This window comes from Vibrio lentus (assembly GCF_002875945.1).
Classification (GTDB): Bacteria; Pseudomonadota; Gammaproteobacteria; order Enterobacterales; family Vibrionaceae; genus Vibrio; species Vibrio apostichopi.
The window spans coordinates 66192-83633 of sequence record NZ_MCZK01000144.1; the positions used below are offsets into that span (position 1 = coordinate 66192).

17 protein-coding genes are annotated in these 17442 nt (G+C 45.6%); 12 read left to right on the forward strand and 5 right to left on the reverse strand.

Annotated features, from left to right (window positions below):
* Window positions 1–162: 162 nt before the first annotated feature.
* The 5 genes from BCT49_RS16425 (at window position 163) to BCT49_RS16445 (ending at window position 5758) form a co-directional block, all read left to right on the forward strand.
* Window positions 163–1461: a nucleoside permease gene (locus BCT49_RS16425; protein WP_102436661.1), complete on the forward strand. Its 1299-nt coding sequence runs from the start codon at window positions 163–165 to the stop codon at window positions 1459–1461.
* Between the two features lie 87 nt (window positions 1462–1548).
* Window positions 1549–2571 (forward strand): ADP-ribosylglycohydrolase family protein, encoded by a 1023-nt coding sequence (locus BCT49_RS16430; protein WP_102436663.1) that lies wholly within the window; start codon window positions 1549–1551, stop codon window positions 2569–2571.
* On the forward strand, window positions 2561–3514 hold the full coding sequence (locus tag BCT49_RS16435; protein WP_102436665.1) for a PfkB family carbohydrate kinase: 954 nt from the start codon (window positions 2561–2563) through the stop codon (window positions 3512–3514). The genes BCT49_RS16430 and BCT49_RS16435 overlap by 11 nt, the downstream gene beginning before the upstream one ends.
* 92 nt (window positions 3515–3606) lie before the next feature.
* Window positions 3607–4893 (forward strand): L-lactate MFS transporter, encoded by a 1287-nt coding sequence (locus BCT49_RS16440; RefSeq protein WP_102436667.1) that lies wholly within the window; start codon window positions 3607–3609, stop codon window positions 4891–4893.
* A gap of 121 nt (window positions 4894–5014) precedes the next feature.
* The gene (locus BCT49_RS16445; protein ID WP_102436669.1) at window positions 5015–5758 is read left to right on the forward strand and encodes a GntR family transcriptional regulator; all 744 of its coding nucleotides are present in this window, start codon (window positions 5015–5017) and stop codon (window positions 5756–5758) included.
* A 175-nt stretch (window positions 5759–5933) separates the two neighbouring features.
* Here the strand turns inward: BCT49_RS16445 and BCT49_RS16450 are convergent, their stop codons facing one another.
* Complete coding sequence (locus BCT49_RS16450) at window positions 5934–6371, reverse strand: MarR family winged helix-turn-helix transcriptional regulator (RefSeq protein WP_198595873.1); 438 nt, start codon at window positions 6369–6371, stop codon at window positions 5934–5936.
* A 128-nt stretch (window positions 6372–6499) separates the two neighbouring features.
* On the opposite strand from BCT49_RS16450, the gene BCT49_RS16455 reads away from it, so the two are divergent.
* From BCT49_RS16455 to BCT49_RS16470, 4 genes are all read left to right on the forward strand, one after another.
* Window positions 6500–6922 (forward strand): organic hydroperoxide resistance protein, encoded by a 423-nt coding sequence (locus BCT49_RS16455; RefSeq protein WP_102436673.1) that lies wholly within the window; start codon window positions 6500–6502, stop codon window positions 6920–6922.
* Between the two features lie 208 nt (window positions 6923–7130).
* Window positions 7131–7439, forward strand: coding sequence for an ArsR/SmtB family transcription factor (locus tag BCT49_RS16460; protein ID WP_102436675.1), 309 nt, complete (start codon window positions 7131–7133; stop codon window positions 7437–7439).
* 212 nt (window positions 7440–7651) lie between these two features.
* Window positions 7652–8992, forward strand: a complete 1341-nt coding sequence (locus BCT49_RS16465) for an aldehyde dehydrogenase family protein (protein WP_102436677.1) — start codon at window positions 7652–7654, stop codon at window positions 8990–8992.
* Between the two features lie 9 nt (window positions 8993–9001).
* Window positions 9002–9781 carry a 2OG-Fe(II) oxygenase gene (locus tag BCT49_RS16470; protein WP_102436679.1) on the forward strand — a complete coding sequence of 260 codons (780 nt, stop codon included), beginning with the start codon at window positions 9002–9004 and terminating at the stop codon, window positions 9779–9781.
* A 96-nt stretch (window positions 9782–9877) separates the two neighbouring features.
* On the opposite strand, the gene BCT49_RS16475 is transcribed toward BCT49_RS16470, so the two are convergent.
* Window positions 9878–11857, reverse strand: a complete 1980-nt coding sequence (locus tag BCT49_RS16475; protein WP_102436681.1) for a methyl-accepting chemotaxis protein — start codon at window positions 11855–11857, stop codon at window positions 9878–9880.
* A 394-nt stretch (window positions 11858–12251) separates the two neighbouring features.
* Here BCT49_RS16475 and BCT49_RS25930 point away from each other — a divergent pair, with 394 nt between their 5' ends.
* Window positions 12252–12425, forward strand: a complete 174-nt coding sequence (locus BCT49_RS25930) for a hypothetical protein (RefSeq protein ID WP_198595874.1) — start codon at window positions 12252–12254, stop codon at window positions 12423–12425.
* Here BCT49_RS25930 and BCT49_RS16480 read toward each other — a convergent pair.
* Both BCT49_RS16480 and BCT49_RS16485 read right to left on the reverse strand, forming a co-directional pair.
* Window positions 12422–13306 carry an SDR family oxidoreductase gene (locus BCT49_RS16480; RefSeq protein ID WP_102436683.1) on the reverse strand — a complete coding sequence of 295 codons (885 nt, stop codon included), beginning with the start codon at window positions 13304–13306 and terminating at the stop codon, window positions 12422–12424. The genes BCT49_RS25930 and BCT49_RS16480 overlap by 4 nt on opposite strands.
* A 53-nt stretch (window positions 13307–13359) precedes the next feature.
* Window positions 13360–13959 carry a hypothetical protein gene (locus BCT49_RS16485; RefSeq protein WP_102436685.1) on the reverse strand — a complete coding sequence of 200 codons (600 nt, stop codon included), beginning with the start codon at window positions 13957–13959 and terminating at the stop codon, window positions 13360–13362.
* A 202-nt stretch (window positions 13960–14161) separates the two neighbouring features.
* On the opposite strand from BCT49_RS16485, the gene BCT49_RS16490 reads away from it, so the two are divergent.
* Complete coding sequence (locus tag BCT49_RS16490; RefSeq protein ID WP_102436873.1) at window positions 14162–14707, forward strand: TetR/AcrR family transcriptional regulator; 546 nt, start codon at window positions 14162–14164, stop codon at window positions 14705–14707.
* A 168-nt stretch (window positions 14708–14875) separates the two neighbouring features.
* On the forward strand, window positions 14876–15460 hold the full coding sequence (locus BCT49_RS16495) for a TetR/AcrR family transcriptional regulator (RefSeq protein ID WP_102436687.1): 585 nt from the start codon (window positions 14876–14878) through the stop codon (window positions 15458–15460).
* A gap of 110 nt (window positions 15461–15570) precedes the next feature.
* Here the strand turns inward: BCT49_RS16495 and BCT49_RS16500 are convergent, their stop codons facing one another.
* On the reverse strand, window positions 15571–17436 hold the full coding sequence (locus BCT49_RS16500; protein WP_102436689.1) for a fructose-specific PTS transporter subunit EIIC: 1866 nt from the start codon (window positions 17434–17436) through the stop codon (window positions 15571–15573).
* Window positions 17437–17442: the final 6 nt, after the last annotated feature.

Here is a 17442-nt window from a genome sequence, read left to right on the forward strand (position 1 = left end):
TCTCAGCACCAGCTCAAAACACCATGTTCTATGATCATATAAAGTAACTCCATTGCTGATACATCTGATAATTAGATCACAAAACAACCTCAATGGTATTGTATTGGTACTATCATTTAAAATACCATCATTGCATACCCTACAGTACTAAAGGACATAATAATGAAATCGACTAACTTCAAACTGTCTTCAATGATGTTCATTGAATGGTTTATCTGGGGAGCATGGTTTGTTCCCTTATGGCAAATACTCAATACCAATGGTTTTACCCCGACTGAGATCGCATGGTCTTATGCATGTACCGCAATCGCCGCGATCATTTCACCGATCCTAGTTGGATCAATCACCGACCGTTTCTTCGCAGCGCAGAAAGTACTTTCAGTGATGTTGATAGCGGGTGCAGGTTTAATGTACTTAGCAGCTCAACAAACCGAGTTTGCCACCTTCTTCCCAATCCTTTTGCTTTACTCGTTAACCTACATGCCGACGATTGCACTGACCAACAGCATTGCTTTCTCTAACGTAGAAGACGTAGAACGTGACTTCCCGCGTATTCGTGTAATGGGCACCATCGGCTGGATCGCTTCTGGTATCGCGATTGGTTTCTTACCAGGTTGGTTGGGTTACGGCGATATTTCATCAAGCAATATCCCTCTAATTCTGACGGCACTCGCTTCAGCTGCTCTGGGTATCTTCGCACTGACATTGCCAGACACTCCACCCAAAAGTACCGGTAAACTTAGCCTAAAAGTAATGCTTGGCCTTGATGCACTCGTGTTGCTGAAAGACAAAAACTTCCTAGCATTCTTCGTTTGTTCTTTCATGTTCAGCATGCCATTGGCGTTCTACTACATCTTTGCAAACGGCTACTTAACCGAAGTAGGCATGAGCAACGCAACTGGCTGGATGACGCTGGGTCAGTTCTCTGAAATCTTCTTTATGCTGGCGTTACCTCTCTTCACCAAACGATTTGGTATTAAGAAGGTACTACTACTTGGTCTCTTTACGGCAGCAGTTCGTTACGGTTTCTTCGTCTACGGAAGCGCAGACACTTGGTACCTATACTCACTGTTGTTCGCAGGCATCCTATTGCACGGTGTGAGCTATGACTTCTACTTCGTAACGGCTTACATCTACGTCGACAAAAAAGCACCCGCTCACATGCGTACCGCAGCGCAAGGCCTTATCACATTGGGTTGCCAAGGTATCGGTAGCTTGCTGGGTTACCGCTTAGGTGGCGTATTAATGGAGAAGATGTTTGCTTACGACGAACCACAGAATGGACTCACGTTCGATTGGTCCGGCATGTGGGGCTTCGGTGCCATCATGATTGCCATCATCCTCGTGATCTTCATGTACTTCTTCCGTGAACCAAACGGCGAAATCAAAGAGATTAAAATCGACAACAAATCAGATGGAAACCCATCAGAGCAGACTCAAGTAGAAAAAGCTCAAGCGTAACTTTATACCTGCTCAGTCTTCTCTCTAGCCTTATTTTTTAGCTAAAGGCTGAGCAGTTTTTAAATAACCTATTTTTGGTGAAGTAAGATGAACATTTCAAAACAAGACAGAATTTTAGGCACTTTTTATGGTCAAGCACTGGGTGATTCAATGGGAATGCCATCAGAGCTTTGGCCTAGAAGCCGAGTAAAAGCGCACTTTGGTTGGATTGACTCTTTCCTGCCAGGGCCTGCTGAAAACAACGCCGCTTGTTATTTCGATGCTTGCCAGTTCACGGATGACACCTCAATGGCGCTGGCTCTTGCTGACGCTATCATCGAATGCGACGGTGAGATCTCACCAGAGATCATTGCTCGCAACGTATTAAGCTGGGCTGAAGGCTTTGACGCATTCAACAAAAACATTTTCGGTCCTAGCTCAAAAGCTGCGATGCGTGCGATTAAAGAAGGCACTTCCATTGATGAGCTTGAAAACAACGGTGTGACTAACGGTGCTGCGATGCGTGTATCGCCAATGGGCTGCCTTGTGCCAACCGCCAGCCTAGATACCTTTATCGAGCAAGTTGCACTGGCTTCAAGCCCAACACACAAATCAGATGTTGCTATCGCGGGTGCGGTTGCGATTGCTTGGTCGGTATCAAAAGCAATTGAAGGACATAGCTGGAGCGAAATTAAAGACCAATTACCTGCGATTGCCAACGCAGCACAAACCAAGAACATCACCACATTCAGTGCTTCAATGGGCGCTCGCATTGAACTTGCTTTGATGGTTGCTTCAGAAAACAGCGGCATTGAAGAGCGCATGGAAAAAGTCTACAACTTAGTCGGTGCTGGCGTGAGCACTATTGAATCGGTACCAGCAGCCATTGCGATGGTTGAACTGGCGCAAACCGATCCAAACCGCTGTGCGATCCTGTGTGCTAACTTAGGTGGTGATACCGACACGATTGGTGCGATGGCGACCGCAATTTGTGGCGCATTGAATGGTATCCAAGCTATCGATGTCGATCTAAAAAAACAGCTTGATGACGAAAACCAACTCGACTTTGCAGGTTATGCCGCAACCTTCCTGCGTTTAAGAGAAATTAAGGAGCAAGGGTATGCCTCATAGTTCTTTGATTACACTGATTCCAACCCTCAAGAATCAACGACAGTTGTGCCTGATTGGTGCGGCTGTGGTCGATATCGTGACAGAAACACCTGCCCTCCCGAAGCGTGGCACCGATGTAGAGCTGACCGAGAAAGGCATTCATGTCGGAGGTTGCGCCCTAAATATCGCGATTGCTCTGAAAAAGCTGGGCGTTGAATCAATTAATGCCTTACCAATTGGTCAAGGTAAATGGGCTGACATCATCACCACAGCAATGGCTGAAAAAGGCCTAACAAGTCACCTACAAGATCCAAGTGGCGACAATGGCTGGTGCTTAGCGCTCGTTGAGCCAGACGGTGAACGAACCTTCTTATCTGTTAGCGGTGTCGAGAACAACTGGAACCAACAAGCGCTTGATCAGTTAGATCTGCAAGACGATGCGATTATCTACCTTTCTGGTTATCAGTTGTCTTCGGGTTGTGGTGAAGAGATCGTTAGTTGGCTAGAAACGTTGCCCAACAGCATTGAGTTATTCATCGATTTTGGCCCTCGCATTGGTGATATTCCAAAACCACTGTTTGATCGCCTAATCAAACTGAAACCAACGGTATCTTTGAATCGCCAAGAAGCTGAAGTTCTGGGTATGCAAGACATCAACACCTTCGTTGAGCAATGGCATCACACTTATCGCTGCCCGCTGATTTTACGTATCGACAGTGATGGCGCTTTGTTCGCCACTCATGATGGCTACGGAAACGTTGCGCCATTTAAAGCTACAGTGGTAGATACTATTGGCGCAGGTGACACCCATGCCGGAGGCGTATTAGCTGGCTTGGCTTCTGGCTGGGAATTGCCCGACGCAATCTTGTTAGGCAACGCCGTGGCATCTTACGTGGTGAGCCATGTAGGTGGCGACTGTGCCCCAAGCGTGGACGAGATTACTCGCTACCTTAACCAATACTAATCCTTGCTAATTCATGTACACACTAGGCTCAGTCTTACTGGGCCTTTTTGTTACGCCTGTCTTTTTTCACCTACCTTTTTGGCCCTTCTCCCATGATTAATTTTTCTGCTTTGAACCGCTTTTCAATTGCAAATAACAAAGCAACCAGAATTCTGCTCGCGAGCTGTGGAATCAACCTGTGCATCGGTGTTCTTTATACTTGGAGTGTATTCAAAAACTCGCTTTTAGAACTTGGTTGGAACAACACTCAAGCCTCGATGCCCTACACGATCACCATCATCACTCTTTCATTGGCACTGCTCATTGCTGGTCGTATTCAAGATAAGATTGGTCCACAAAAGGTATTGATGGTGGGCTCTTTGATGGCGGGCACAGGAATGATCTTAGCGAGCCTATCTTTGACACCATGGAACCTGAATGTGAGTTTTGGTTTGGTCACTGGTGCGGGAATTGGCTTCGCTTACGCATGCTTGAACCCAACGGCAATGAAGTGGTTTCATTCTTCTCAGAAAGGCATGGTCAATGGGTTACTCGCCACGGCGTTTGGCCTTGCGGCTATCTACTTGGCTCCGCTTACTAGCTACCTAATATCCGTCGTTGGATTGGAACAAAGCCTCCGCATACTTGGAACTGGACTCATCGTCATTGCGTTCCCACTGGCTTGTTCGATCAAAAACCCGCCAACTGGGTATGAGCCGAAAGCCAACTCAGAAGAATCTGACTTATCAAAGCCTGCAGTACCTCCCGCACGTAATTACATGTGGAAAGAGATGCTCGCCACCAAGCAGTTCTACCTGTTGTGGTTCACTTACGCCTTTGGCACTGCCGCAGGTTTGATGATCATCGCCAACATCACCTCGATTGCTGCTGAGCAAGCCAATATCTTAGAAGGCGCTTATTTGATTGTGACCTTATCGATATTCAACTCAGCAGGTCGATTAGTGTCTGGGCTATTGAGCGACAAGATTGGTGCGTTGAAAACATTAGCGATTGCGCTTGGACTACAGACCATCAATATGCTGCTGTTCAGCCAGTTTGTGTCTAGCCCGACTCTAATGGTTGGCGCAGCGTTGGCAGGCATTGGATATGGCACCTTATTGGCAGTGTTTCCTTCAATCATGGCGGACTTGTACGGCCTGAAAAACTTTGGCGCCAACTATGGTGTTCTTTATACCGCTTGGGGTATTGGTGGCTTTATCGGCCCTATCCTTGCAGCAATCTCCGTCGATTGGTATGGCAGTTACTCGATAGCCTATTTGATCTGTGCGGTGTTGGTGAGTATCGCCACAGTTCTAACTTTCAAAGTAAAACCCATTTCAACAGAGCCTTGTAGCGACAAAGCGTCAGCCTCACGTTATCAGTTGAAACGTTCAAACTAATTGGATAAAACCTCGGAGCGGTGGAATCTTTGTTTCGCCCTCAGATTTCACATTTCTATTAAGTGTGGGCTGAGAACTTCGGGTATACTTCGATTAAATATAAAAGCTAAAACAGACCTTTATGAGCGCTTATCAACCACTGCTTACCCTGATTCAAGAACGAATCGAACAGAAAGATAAATCACCCTTATATCTGAAGATTGCCGATTCAGTGAAGCTGGCGACTGAGCAACAGATGCTCAAAGGTGGAGACTTCATTCCTACCGAGCGTGAGTTCAGTGACAAGCTTGGAGTGTCTCGTATCACCGTTCGTAAAGCGTTGGATATATTAGATAAAGAAGGCGTGATTGTTCGCTCTCGTGGTTTGGGTACCATGATCAGTGAAACCGTTGAGTACTCCAGTAAAGAAGCGACCGGCTTCTCTCAACAAGTGGTTCTGAAAGGCAAAAAGCCCGACACGTTATGGATTAAGAAAGACGTGATTGCGTGTTCTTCTGAAATAGCCAAGATGCTTAAAATCGACGAGAACGATCAAGTCTTTCTATTGAAGCGTGTTCGTTACATCGACGAGCAAGCGGTATCTATTGAAGAGTCTTACGTTCCTGCGCATCTTATCCACGACCCAGACGAGATTCAGTTGTCGCTTTACGACTACTTCCGCAGCCAAGATATCTCACCGACAAAAACTCAAAGCCGAGTGTCCGCTAAGATGCCAACGGAAGAGTTTCTAGAGAAACTCAACATCGATGAAACGGTGCCAGTGCTGCTTATCGAGCAAACCGCTTACGATAAAAAAGGCGTACCGATTGAATACAGCATCAACCGCTGTCGTGGTGATATGTATGTGTTCGTGAGCGAAGACTAGCTTCTAGCTTCTAGCTTCTAGCTTCTAGCTTCTAGCATCTAGCATCTAGCATCAATAATGACAGCAGATACAAAAAGCCCGTTAACCTTACTCAAATTAGCAATCGCAACTAATTAACAGTAGGACTAACGGGCTTTTTCAATTTCTGATTGTTATGGCCGATAACTAAAAGTACTTACTTAGTCAAATTACCAAGCAATTGCTCACACTGTGCTTTTAGCGATTTAAGCTCATCTTCATTCATCTGAGAAAGACACAGCATTTCAACTGGCACGGTCTGCGCTAGCTCTTTTAGCTCTACTCCCGCAGATGTCAGTGTAATAACCCTAACTCGTTCATCTTCAGCACTGCGAGTTCTAAGCACATAACCTTTCGCTTCCAAACGCTTGAGTAATGGCGTCAACGTCCCTGAATCCAAATGCGTTTTTGCGCCTAGCGCTTTAACATTGATCTCTTGTTGCTCCCACAGCACCATCATCACAATGTACTGCAAGTAAGTAAGATCAAGCGCTTTCAGTAAAGGTTGATACGCTCTACTCATTGCATTCGACGCACTATACAACGCAAAACACACCTGATTATCCAGCTTTAGATAGTCATCTTGGTCGCTCATGATCACCTCACTAATAAATTAAATTGTGCACAATATACTTGCGCGCTCAAATTTTATCAATTAAGCTAGCTTTAAAATTAAATTGCGCGCAATTTAATTTTACACAATTCAAAAAAAGGACTAAAATAATGACAACACTCTACACAACTTCTGCAACAGCAACGGCAGGTCGTAATGGCCAAGTATCAACTGATGACAATCTTCTCTCACTAGCATTGAGCTACCCTAAAGAGATGGGCGGTTCAGGTGAAGCGACCAACCCAGAACAGCTCTTTGCTGCAGGCTATTCTGCGTGCTTCTCAAATGCGCTACTTCATGTCGCTAAAGAGATGAAGATTAAGATCGCATCCGCGCCAACAACCGCAACGGTTGGCATTGGGCCAAACGAAAACGGTGGCTTTGCTTTAACGGTAGCGCTATCTATTGAGCTCGATTTAGAGCAAGAACAGGCAGTTACACTTGTGAAAACCGCTCACCAAGTCTGCCCATATTCAAATGCTGTTCGTGGCAACATTGATGTGAAGTTGTCGGTTAACGGAGAGGCACTTTAGTCCCACTTGATGTTTCTTCGAACTCAGTTCTGGGTGCTTGAGAATCCGTTCGAGCGCTTAGAACTTAGCTAATACGCAAATCTAGACACCAACAATAAGCTCGGACGACACTCTTATGCCAAAATAATAAAAACAAGATATCGAAATATTGCGATATCTTGTTTCAACGGGTATATTGCACATAAATCAAATACAGTAATCCAATGCCATGTCAGATATGAATGAAGTTTTAAAATCGATCAACAACCCTGTTCGCAGAGACATTCTTCATTGGCTAAAGTCGCCCCATGAGCACTTTAACCTTGAGAAACAGCTCGTTGATACCGATGTTGAAGGGGTATGTGTCAGCATTATTCAAGAGAAAAGCGGTTTGTCTCAGTCGACGGTGTCTTCTTATCTATCTAACCTGCAACGTGCAAAGTTGGTTACTTCAAAACGCATTGGCTCGTGGACTTACTACAAGCGCAATGACGAATACATCGAGAAGTTTTTAAAAGAATTATCTCATTCCCTCTAACGAGCGGGAACAAAACCGATTGGGTGGACGACACCGCCCTAACTTAAATTTTGATCTTTTAATCTTTAGCTGTTGTCCATTTTTAGAAGCTTAGACATCGAGAATTCTCGATATCTAGCTATTCAAATATGTAGTTAGGCAAATATATAGTTAAGAAAATATACAGTTAAGCACAAACAAAAATACGAAAAAATTAAACGGAGTTGGTACACATGAGCAAGTCTATACAATCTGTTGACCCGAGCAATGGCGAGCTTCTTGGTGAGGTGAACAATGCCTCTGTAGAGGAAGTGACTCAAACGATTCGTAAGTCAAAAGCGGCGCAAAAGGCATGGCGTAAACTCTCTATGAAGGAGCGCGCGCAAACCATCATCAAAGCCTATCAACAACTTGATCAGTACGCCGATTCTTTCTCTGAGTTGCTTGCTCGTGAAATGGGTAAAGATATTCGTCGCGCCACTGGCGAAGCAACTGGTGCGATTTATATGGGTCAGCATTATGCAGAAGAGGCACAACGCGCACTCAATACGCGAAAGTTATCTGGATCTACTGAACTTCAATATCGACCACTTGGTGTTGTGGGTGTTATCTCACCTTGGAATTATCCAGTCATGATGGCCAACAATCTCATCGTGCCTGCGCTGGTTGCTGGTAATACAGTGATTCTAAAACCTTCTGAAGAAACGCCTCTTATCGCCGAAGCTTTCTTTGGTGAGTTGCAAAAACACCTGCCTGAAGATGTATTAACCATTCTGCATGGCGACCGTGAAACGGGTAAAGCCTTGGTTGAGGGTGACATTCAAATGATCGCATTCACCGGTTCAAAAGCTGCCGGCCAAGACATCATGGTGCGTGCGGCAAGCAAGGTAAAGCGCCTTGTGATGGAGTTAGGCGGTAAAGACCCAATGATCGTCATGCGCGACGCGAACCTAGAACAAGCAGCACGCTTTGCCGTTGCGGGTAGTTTTGAAAACTCAGGACAAATGTGTACTTCTATCGAACGTATTTATGTTGATGAACGTATCGCCGATAAATTTGAACAACGAGTCACCGAGATCGCCAACATGTATCAGATTGGCCCTTGGGATATGCCCAACGTCAATATCGGGCCAATTATCAATGCGACACAACATGGCAAGATTGTCGACCAACTAGAAGACGCACAACAAAAAGGAGCGACTTTTCTTTTAGGTGGTTCAGAGCAACCCGAGCGTTATATCCGCCCTACGGTTATCACCGGAATGACAGCAGAAATGAAACTGGAAACAGAAGAAACCTTTGGTCCGGTTGTCGCGATCAGTCGCTATTCCGATATTGATGATGCGATTGAGCGAGCCAATGCCAGTGAGTACGGCCTAGGTGCCGTGGTATTTGGAAACCAAGGCGCCCACAACGTTGCTGACGAACTGGATGCTGGCATGGTTGGAGTAAATCAAGGACAAGGTGGCAGTGGCGATGCCCCATGGGTTGGTGCGAAACAGAGCGGTTTGGGATTCCATGGTTCTGTTGACGGACACCGTCAGTTTGCACAAGTAAAAGTAGTTTCAAAATAAGGGTTCATGATGAGTAACAATGAAAATTTCTATGTGGTTAGACGCGAATCAGGCACTCAACGCAGTGACCTACCCGTATGGGCACCAAAATCGGCTAATCCATTTGCACTTGATAAGCACGTAAACGCGGTGACACGCGCTGAAGTACACAATGTACCGGGTGCTTTTCAGTTACTTGACGTGCTGCTCCCTGAAGAAGTTCAGCGCATACTCGAAGAAGCCAACCAACTTGGCTTTACGGAAGATGCAGCCGTTTCTTTACCAAGAGAAGTTCGTCACAATCAGAATCTCAACTTGATCGCGGATACTGAAACCCTCGACATTATTTGGAAGCGTTGCCAAGATCATTTCGTTGATAAATACGATCACTTTGCTGGCGTGAAACCTTTGGGTATTAACGGTCGTTTTCGCTTTTATCGTTACGATGAAGGGGACTTCTTTAAGATGCATACCGATGGATCGTGGCCTGGTAGTCAGGTTATCGATGGGGAGTTGGTCGATGATTCATTTGGCGACCGTTGGAGCATGTACACCTTCTTGATTCTATTAAGTGACGACTTCGTTGGCGGCGAAACTCAATTTATGGTTAACCGTAATGACCCGAGCAAGCCTGCTCGTCGTCAAGGGCATCATCAGGAGAATGCCAATGTAGAATCGGTTAGAACACCAAGCGGCAGCATTCTGTGCTTTCCTCACGGCACTCACCCAGCCCATTGCATACACGGTTCTGCGCCAATACAGTCTGGAACCAAGTACATTGTTCGTACCGATGTGTTGTTTGAGCTTTAGCGTGTTGTCTTGATAGCTTTATCTCTTCCAAAAAAATGTCCCGCTCTAGGCGGGACATTTTGTATAGATGAACTCTTAACTCTTAACTCTTAACTCTTAACTCTTAAAAGTATTGGCGATCTGTTTGAGAGAAGCGGCCAATTCAGCTTGCTCCTTGGCTGTTGCTGCAATTTGAGTAGCGCCCGTGGTCGACTCTGTCGATTTCTGCTCTACTGCCATCACGTTCTGAGCGATATCTTGAGTCACAACCGCTTGCTCTTCTGTTGCCGTTGCAATCTGTTCAGTCATGCTGAAGATCTCGCTCACCGCTGCAGAAATGTCTTGTAGCGTATGCTCCACTTCTCTTGAGTCTTCAACCGCTTTCGATGACATCTTCTTGCTGTTATCGATAACATTGAACGCCGTTTGCACATCGGATTGAAGTGAACTGATGAAGCCTTCAATCTCTAATGTAGACTCTTGAGTACGTTGCGCCAATGTACGAACTTCATCAGCAACCACCGCAAAACCACGACCCTGCTCACCCGCACGAGCCGCCTCAATCGCCGCATTCAATGCCAATAAGTTAGTTTGGTCTGCAACCGACTTAATCACATCAATCACGCTGTTAATGTTATTGCTGCTCTCATGTAGATGAGTAATCTTGTCGGCTAAACCGTTAATTTCTGAAGCCAGCTTTTCGATAGAATGGTAAGAATTCTGAACGGTGCTCAAGCCTTCTTGCGATTGCTCATCGACCATTTTAGCCGAGCTTGCTGTCTGCTGAGTTTTAGCCGCAACTTCATTCACCGTTGCTGACAGCTCTTCAGTAGCCGTTGCGATCAAACCAATCTGATCTTGCTGCTGCACTAAAGTGTCTGAGTTGTACTGACACGTTTGTGATGTCTCTTCAGCCGCTGACGCCAGCGTCAGGCTCGATTGAGAAATACTATCAATCACACCTGAAAACTTCTCTAACGTTGCATTCAATGCTGATGATATCTGCCCTAATTCGCTGTTACCAACATACTTAGCACGAACGGTTAGGTCGTTATCATCACGCACTTTAGAGAGCATTAACGTTAGATCTTTTACTCTGGTCGTTAAGTCCGTAATCGCTTTAAAGCTCACAAACGTCGCGAACAAAGTAATCACAACAAACAAAGCAATACTGGCCATCATCGCAGACTGTGCTTGTGTTGTTTTTTGTTCAGTCAGCGTGATAAGTGATTCCGCTAAGTGGTTTTCTGTCTTTTTCAATTGAACGATACGAGCCGTCGATTGAGCGAACCAATACACTGGGTCGACATCAAAACCGCTCATCTTAGATTCAGCTAGATCACGAAGCTTCTCAACTTCTGCGACCGAGCGATCATTCAACTGTTGCTCAAAGAAACGCACGTTGGCTGAGTTGCTCAACACTTCGAAGTTTGAGAAGTAGGTATTTTGCTCTGTCACCAAGGAGATGAATTTCACCAGCATACCTGGGCCAAACTCATTTTTAGAAAAGGTGTTGTTGAGGACAGCGCGCTCGATACCTGCTCGCTCTTTACCTTGCAAGAAGTTGTAGTAAGCGATGGTTTCAGTCGTAATGGTGGCATCAGAACTCAGCTCAGCAATTAAGGCTGACACGCTAAGCAACTTTGCATTGAGTTTGGTGTAGTAACCCAAAGCTTCAGACAACGGGATAGATTGAGAATCCACTCGATTACGAATCGTGGTTATCTGATTAAGGCTTTGGCTTATTTCAGCGTTCAAGCGATTGATCTGTGGCAGATCGATATCGGCAGACTGCCAATATTCGTTTCTCTGCTCACGTCTGTTATCTGCACTGGTTCGTTGTGAACGTAATTCGCCCACAAATTGAGTGCCTTGAGAGCCGATAAAGCCAGCCGTCATGCCTCGCTCTTTTTGCAACTCATGCACCAATTCACTGTATACAACCGACAAGCGTGTCAGTTGATTCAATGAAGACATTTCACTCGTCGTTTCTACGCCTTTGGATATCGCAGAAACGCTGAGCCATAGAAACCCTAAGATCGGCAAAATAAGCAAAGCAATGATTTTTTGCTTAAAAGACATATCGGTTAATTTCATTTTTATTTCCTAGCAGCGAACAAATCTTATCTGTCGGGTAATTAGACACACTTCTAAAACGGTGTACCTTTACCGAGATCATATAATTATTTAGTTTTATCAATTACCGTGCCATGTAGGACAGCAATCGATAACGCTAGCATTTAACCTTACAGAATTCATTGACTTATTTATAAAACTGTTAGCTATGCAACTTTAGAAAACGCAAAAAACGTGCAACAACATTTTATTGACGTAAGTGACTGAAAGTTGACAGATTTTAATAACCCTAAAGGGGTATATAGGTGCTCATTATACCCTCCGTTCTTACTATATATTCAGCCCCAACTATGTATAATGCCGGGCTCAAAAAGTTAAGAATTCAATTAACGTAGAAGCATAATCAGAGGTTTTTATGGACTGTCCCGCTTGCGAAGAAAACATTGGATGGGAATGGGTAGAAGAAGCAGCAATCGAACCCAATGAAGAATTCGACTGCCCAGAGTGCGAAGAAACGTTGATGTATACCATTGATGAAGGCACCTATTACGGCGCGCAACATAAAACCGTCGAAGTTGTCGATCACTAGCCTTTATCTAGTTCACTACTAAGCAGGGAAAAGTGATCACTTAAATGATGCTTTCCCACGCATGGCGCAATGGCATCACCTTCCATTGCGCTCAAGAAAAATTCCGCAGGTCCTACTCGACTTTCCGGTAGTCGTCTTATCACGCATAAAGCCAGTTTCCTCACCCAGTCGGGAATGTACGTGATTCGCGCCGTTTTACCCTGAGATTGAAAAGCAAGCTCTGTTATTTGTGTTGCACTGAGGATATCAGGCCCGCCCACATCCAACTCTTTTTCGGTACGAGGCAGCGAAGCCAAGATAAAGTCGGCTAAATCTATGCCATGAATTGCATTCAAACGAACATTTCCTGAACCAAATAGGTGCACCCTTCCCGACTTCGCCATGTTGTAGAACTCTTCGATGTCGGCAAAAAATCCATTCGGACGAATCACACAAGGTGCTAAATATTCAGATGCCAATAATCGACGAGCAAAGCGTTCTTTTGCTTCAAGCAAGCGAACGTTTTTAATCACATTCGCCCTAAATGCCGAGACATAAACAAACTTTCTAACGCCTGCTCGTTCAGCTTCTTCTAACAGGTTGAGATTGGCTTGATAGTCCACATCCATGTAGCTCAATCCCTCTTTCTGACGTGTGATACCAACACAAGAGATGACGATATCCACTTCGTCACAACAACCTTTCAGGCTATCGGCATCGGTCACTTGAGCAATCTGGATTTGATAGTCACTCAAGCCGAGATCTTTCAATTTTTCAGCACTGCGAGCCTGAGCTTTGAAATCAGCATCACACGCTTGCAACGCTTCGATAAGATGACGACCTAAGTATCCTGTCGCGCCAGCCACTAGAATTCGGCTCTTGGGCTCATTCGTTACATTCATTTATAGACAGCCTCATTGATTAAACAGCCTCATTCATTAAACAGCCTCATTCATTAGACGGCTTCGTTTTCCGGACGGTAAGGTTCTTCTCGCAGAATGTGGCTGATTAATAACTTCAAATAGAACACAGGTAAGAACCACTCTAAGCCGACAGGGGATTCGACGACATAAAGCGATAAGATTAAGCTCAGTGTATACAAAATCAAGGCAACAGGGCGCTGAAGGTAGAGTGCAGTTTTCAGTACCAAGGCACATGCCAACATCATGTAACCACCCGTCACCGCTACCCACATCAGGTTCAAATCCAAGAACAACCAACTGAATACTGTTAACTGAATGAAGTGAATGGCGATAAAGGTCATGTGTTGCTTAAAACCTTCCCCTTCTCTGTGAAACCAACGCTTCGCACTTGATGTTGCATTGGTGATCACACCACCCAACATGTCGATAGTTAACAGTACCGCTGCTAGGTATTGTCCCCAAGACCAGCCCAACTCTGCATGGTTGGCATAAGCCGCAATAAGCGCACCCGCTATGAACGGAATGTACAGTTGCAGGTTCTTCTCTGCCGATGTCGCACCCGGCCCGATAAATTTATCTAGCCCGCCTAAGAAGCCCGCTCTGAATGGGGGTAGGTTCCAATCAATTCTCATAGTTACCTCGAATAATCGTCGTTTAATTTTTATTTAGAACACTTGGTCTTTTTAAATTAGATCGAAGTTTAACCGCTGTAAAGAATTATTTTGACTACTTGGACTAATTTAAACTAAAATGACACTCATCAGCTGCATTAAGCTATTGCTTCAGTTGCCTAAATTGACTGAACCTTCAATTATTGAATTCCGAGGAAGACTCATGCCAAAGATCGTCGATCATGACCAAAGACGCGAAGAGATCGCACTGAAAGCCGCAGGTGTGTTTTTGGAGTTTGGTTATAAAGAACTGGGAATGAGACAGCTGTGCTCGCACCTCAACATGAGCAAAAGCGCGGTTTATCACTATTACAAAAGTAAAGATGAGCTGTTCAAGGCTGCGACCGAAGCGATTGTTCGACACGATAGCGGTAACCTCGCCGACTTGCCTCTAGCTGTGGATGCAACCACTGAGCAGAAGATTGAAAACTTCGTCCATATCTTTCAGGCGATAGAATCACGTCACTTCCAAGAAATGAAATTGGTCTTTGATTACATTGATGTGATTGGTCAAGAAGCTGTGGCTGAAGATGCCAGCATCGAGATCGCCAACAATAAGTATCAACAACTGCTCGCCCATTACATTGATGCCGAGAATGCGATTGAGCTATATAGCATCCTCATCGGCCTGCTGACACACCAAACACTGTGTGGTGGAAAGCTTGAACCTGAGTATGTGCGTTCCGTGGCAAGCAAATACTTAGCCTAACCGGTTTCTCGAAAAGTAAGAACATAGCTAAAAAATATCAAAGGCTTAGTTACTCTATGCGGTTCAAGTGAAGCGATCACTTATCAAGCACAACCAAACACCCCTTTACTAGAACGAACGTTCAGCATAAAATATTGAACATATGTTCAGATTAATGAAGTAGATGTTATGGCCAAGACCGCGAAGTTCGATAGACAAGATGTAGTAGATAAAGCAACGAACCTATATTGGGAAAAGGGCTTCCACGCGACATCTATGCGCAACCTGCAAGACGTGATTGATATGCGTCCGGGTAGCATCTACGCGACGTTTGGTAGCAAAGAAGGTCTGTTTAAAGAGACATTGGCTCGCTATACCGAACTTGGCATCCTCAATCTGAACCGTTTCCGTAGCGAAACTGATTCTCCGATCAAAGCGCTCGAAAACTTCGTAAAACGTGCTGTGGTCGAATCAAAACAAAGCTCACCAAATGGCATGTGTATGCTGGCAAAAACGGTCGCAGAACTGACTGATGAACACGCAGAGTTATTAGAAGAAGCGAAGAAATCACTGAAGATCATGGAAAGTGAGTTCGCTAAGCTGATTTCAGAAGCTCAAGAGCTAGGTGAGATAAGCAAAGAGCGCGAACCTACTCAACTTGCTCGTCATGTTCAGGTTCAAATCGCAGGCCTGCGCACCTACGCGAAAACCTGTGACGATATCGATTTGCTTAACTCAATGGTTGAAGACGTATTTAAGTACCACCCTTTTTAAGAGCTAAACTTATCTATTGGAAAGCCATACAAAAAGACTCCACTTTCACCTTAACAGGTCTAGAGCGGAGTATTTTTAGTTTGGAACCGATAAACTTTGCGGTCTAAGGATTACACCTTTCTCATGATCAACACTTGCGCATTAAGCATCGCCTCTTTGGTGCTGACATCTAAGGTTTTAACGTTCGCGAAGCGCTCGACCTCTTTGATCGCCACATCGTGAGCGAAGATCACCAACCTCGCCCTTTCTATGTCTTTTTGTGTGATGCGATTACCTATCCCGTTGGCACCCTGTGTTTCGACTTTAATCCGAACCCCAAGATGATGCGCCGCCTTTTCCAAAGACTTAGCCGCTAGGAAAGTGTGGGCAACACCAGATGGACAAGACGTGATCGCGAGTACATCCGCTTGCCCTTCTTCTGTCACCGAACCACCCGCAAACTGATTAGAGCGAGCCTCACCTTCTACCACATTCTTTTTCAGCAGTATCACGATTAAAGCCGTAGTTAGTGCTCCCGCGAGTGTGCCAATGATGTAGCCAATTTTGCCATCCACCACAGGTAAAACAATCCAACCGCCCCATGGTGCATGATTGACTACATGGAACATAAAGCCGACCACGTTACCGACAATACCACCAGCCACAACTGCAGGCAGAACACGTGCAGGGTCGGCGGCTGCAAAGGGAATCGCACCTTCACTGATGCCGATCATTCCCATGATCCCCGCTGCTTTTCCGGCTTCGCGTTCATCGCGTTTGAATTTCTTCGGTGATATGAAAGTCGCCAATGCCATACCGAGTGGTGGCGTACAAATCGCAATGCCAACGCCGCCCATTAACCAAGGCTGGGTATTCACCTGCGTTTGAGCAAACAGCGTTGCAACCTTGTTGATCGGGCCGCCCATATCAAAGGCCGTCATCGCACCCAAAATACTGCCGAGCACCATTTTTCCCGAGCCCGCCATGCCCGTGAGCATTTGGTTCATCTCAAGCATAACCTGAGCTATCGGAGAGCCAATCACCCACATCACCGCGCCACAAGTGACGAAAGTGCCGACTAATGGATAGATGAAGATAGAACTCAGCGAGATCATGCTGTCTGGCAGTTTGATCTTCTTAAGTAGATTCACCACAAAGCCCGCAAAGAAACCGACCACTATCGCCCCAAGAAAGCCTGTGTTGTATTGATTCACCGCAACCCAAGAACCAATCATACCTGGCGCTAAACCCGGTTTGTCGGCCATCGAATACGCGATGTAACCGCCCAGCACCGCAGTAAACAGCGTTAAACCTGCGATGCCCATCTGCGCGATGTCTGCCAGAACACCGCTCTCAGGTACAGCGCCGTGACCCGACATCATCACCGACAGAGACAACAGGACTCCGCCCGCGACCACGAATGGGATCATGTGTGACGTGCCGTACAGCAGGTGTTCTTTGAGACGATTAAGAGATTGAGCCCAAGGGCTGAGTGGTTCGACGTAAACTTCATTATAGTTTGAGGCGTAACTATCGAACGATTCAGAATTAGCTTCGAGAAACAGCTCTTGAGCTTCCTCTACAGACTCAACCGCCTTTAATTTTGTAACAAAGTCATCTTCAATCAGTTTGGTCGAGATCTGAGCCAGTACCTCGATATGATGGTCATCGTTGTTATCTGGTGAAGCAAGCATGAAAAACACATCAGACAGCTCACCGCCATCAGCACCATAATCAATACCCGTTCGGCTAATCCCAACCGCAACGGCAGGTTTAGCTACAGCAGTACTTTTCGCGTGTGGAATGGCGATACCATCATCAAAGCCCGTGTTACCGATGGCTTCACGCTTCCAGATGTCATCAAGGAATTCACTTTTATTGGAAAGCTTACCAGAACGGTCGAGCAGCTCGACAAGCTCTTCAAATACCGCCTGTTTTGAGTCTGCCTGTAGTTCCAAGCAGATAATCTCGGGCTCGATAATGTCAGTGATATCCATGTGCTG

Coding starts and splice junctions, on each gene's coding strand:
- BCT49_RS16425 (WP_102436661.1), top strand. CDS start 163: ATGAAATCGACTAACTTCAAACTGTCTTCAATGATGTTCATTGAATGG.
- BCT49_RS16430 (WP_102436663.1), top strand. CDS start 1,549: ATGAACATTTCAAAACAAGACAGAATTTTAGGCACTTTTTATGGTCAA.
- BCT49_RS16435 (WP_102436665.1), top strand. CDS start 2,561: ATGCCTCATAGTTCTTTGATTACACTGATTCCAACCCTCAAGAATCAA.
- BCT49_RS16440 (WP_102436667.1), top strand. CDS start 3,607: ATGATTAATTTTTCTGCTTTGAACCGCTTTTCAATTGCAAATAACAAA.
- BCT49_RS16445 (WP_102436669.1), top strand. CDS start 5,015: ATGAGCGCTTATCAACCACTGCTTACCCTGATTCAAGAACGAATCGAA.
- BCT49_RS16450 (WP_198595873.1), bottom strand. CDS start 6,371: ATGAGCGACCAAGATGACTATCTAAAGCTGGATAATCAGGTGTGTTTT.
- BCT49_RS16455 (WP_102436673.1), top strand. CDS start 6,500: ATGACAACACTCTACACAACTTCTGCAACAGCAACGGCAGGTCGTAAT.
- BCT49_RS16460 (WP_102436675.1), top strand. CDS start 7,131: ATGTCAGATATGAATGAAGTTTTAAAATCGATCAACAACCCTGTTCGC.
- BCT49_RS16465 (WP_102436677.1), top strand. CDS start 7,652: ATGAGCAAGTCTATACAATCTGTTGACCCGAGCAATGGCGAGCTTCTT.
- BCT49_RS16470 (WP_102436679.1), top strand. CDS start 9,002: ATGAGTAACAATGAAAATTTCTATGTGGTTAGACGCGAATCAGGCACT.
- BCT49_RS16475 (WP_102436681.1), bottom strand. CDS start 11,857: ATGAAATTAACCGATATGTCTTTTAAGCAAAAAATCATTGCTTTGCTT.
- BCT49_RS25930 (WP_198595874.1), top strand. CDS start 12,252: ATGGACTGTCCCGCTTGCGAAGAAAACATTGGATGGGAATGGGTAGAA.
- BCT49_RS16480 (WP_102436683.1), bottom strand. CDS start 13,306: ATGAATGTAACGAATGAGCCCAAGAGCCGAATTCTAGTGGCTGGCGCG.
- BCT49_RS16485 (WP_102436685.1), bottom strand. CDS start 13,959: ATGAGAATTGATTGGAACCTACCCCCATTCAGAGCGGGCTTCTTAGGC.
- BCT49_RS16490 (WP_102436873.1), top strand. CDS start 14,162: ATGCCAAAGATCGTCGATCATGACCAAAGACGCGAAGAGATCGCACTG.
- BCT49_RS16495 (WP_102436687.1), top strand. CDS start 14,876: ATGGCCAAGACCGCGAAGTTCGATAGACAAGATGTAGTAGATAAAGCA.
- BCT49_RS16500 (WP_102436689.1), bottom strand. CDS start 17,436: ATGGATATCACTGACATTATCGAGCCCGAGATTATCTGCTTGGAACTA.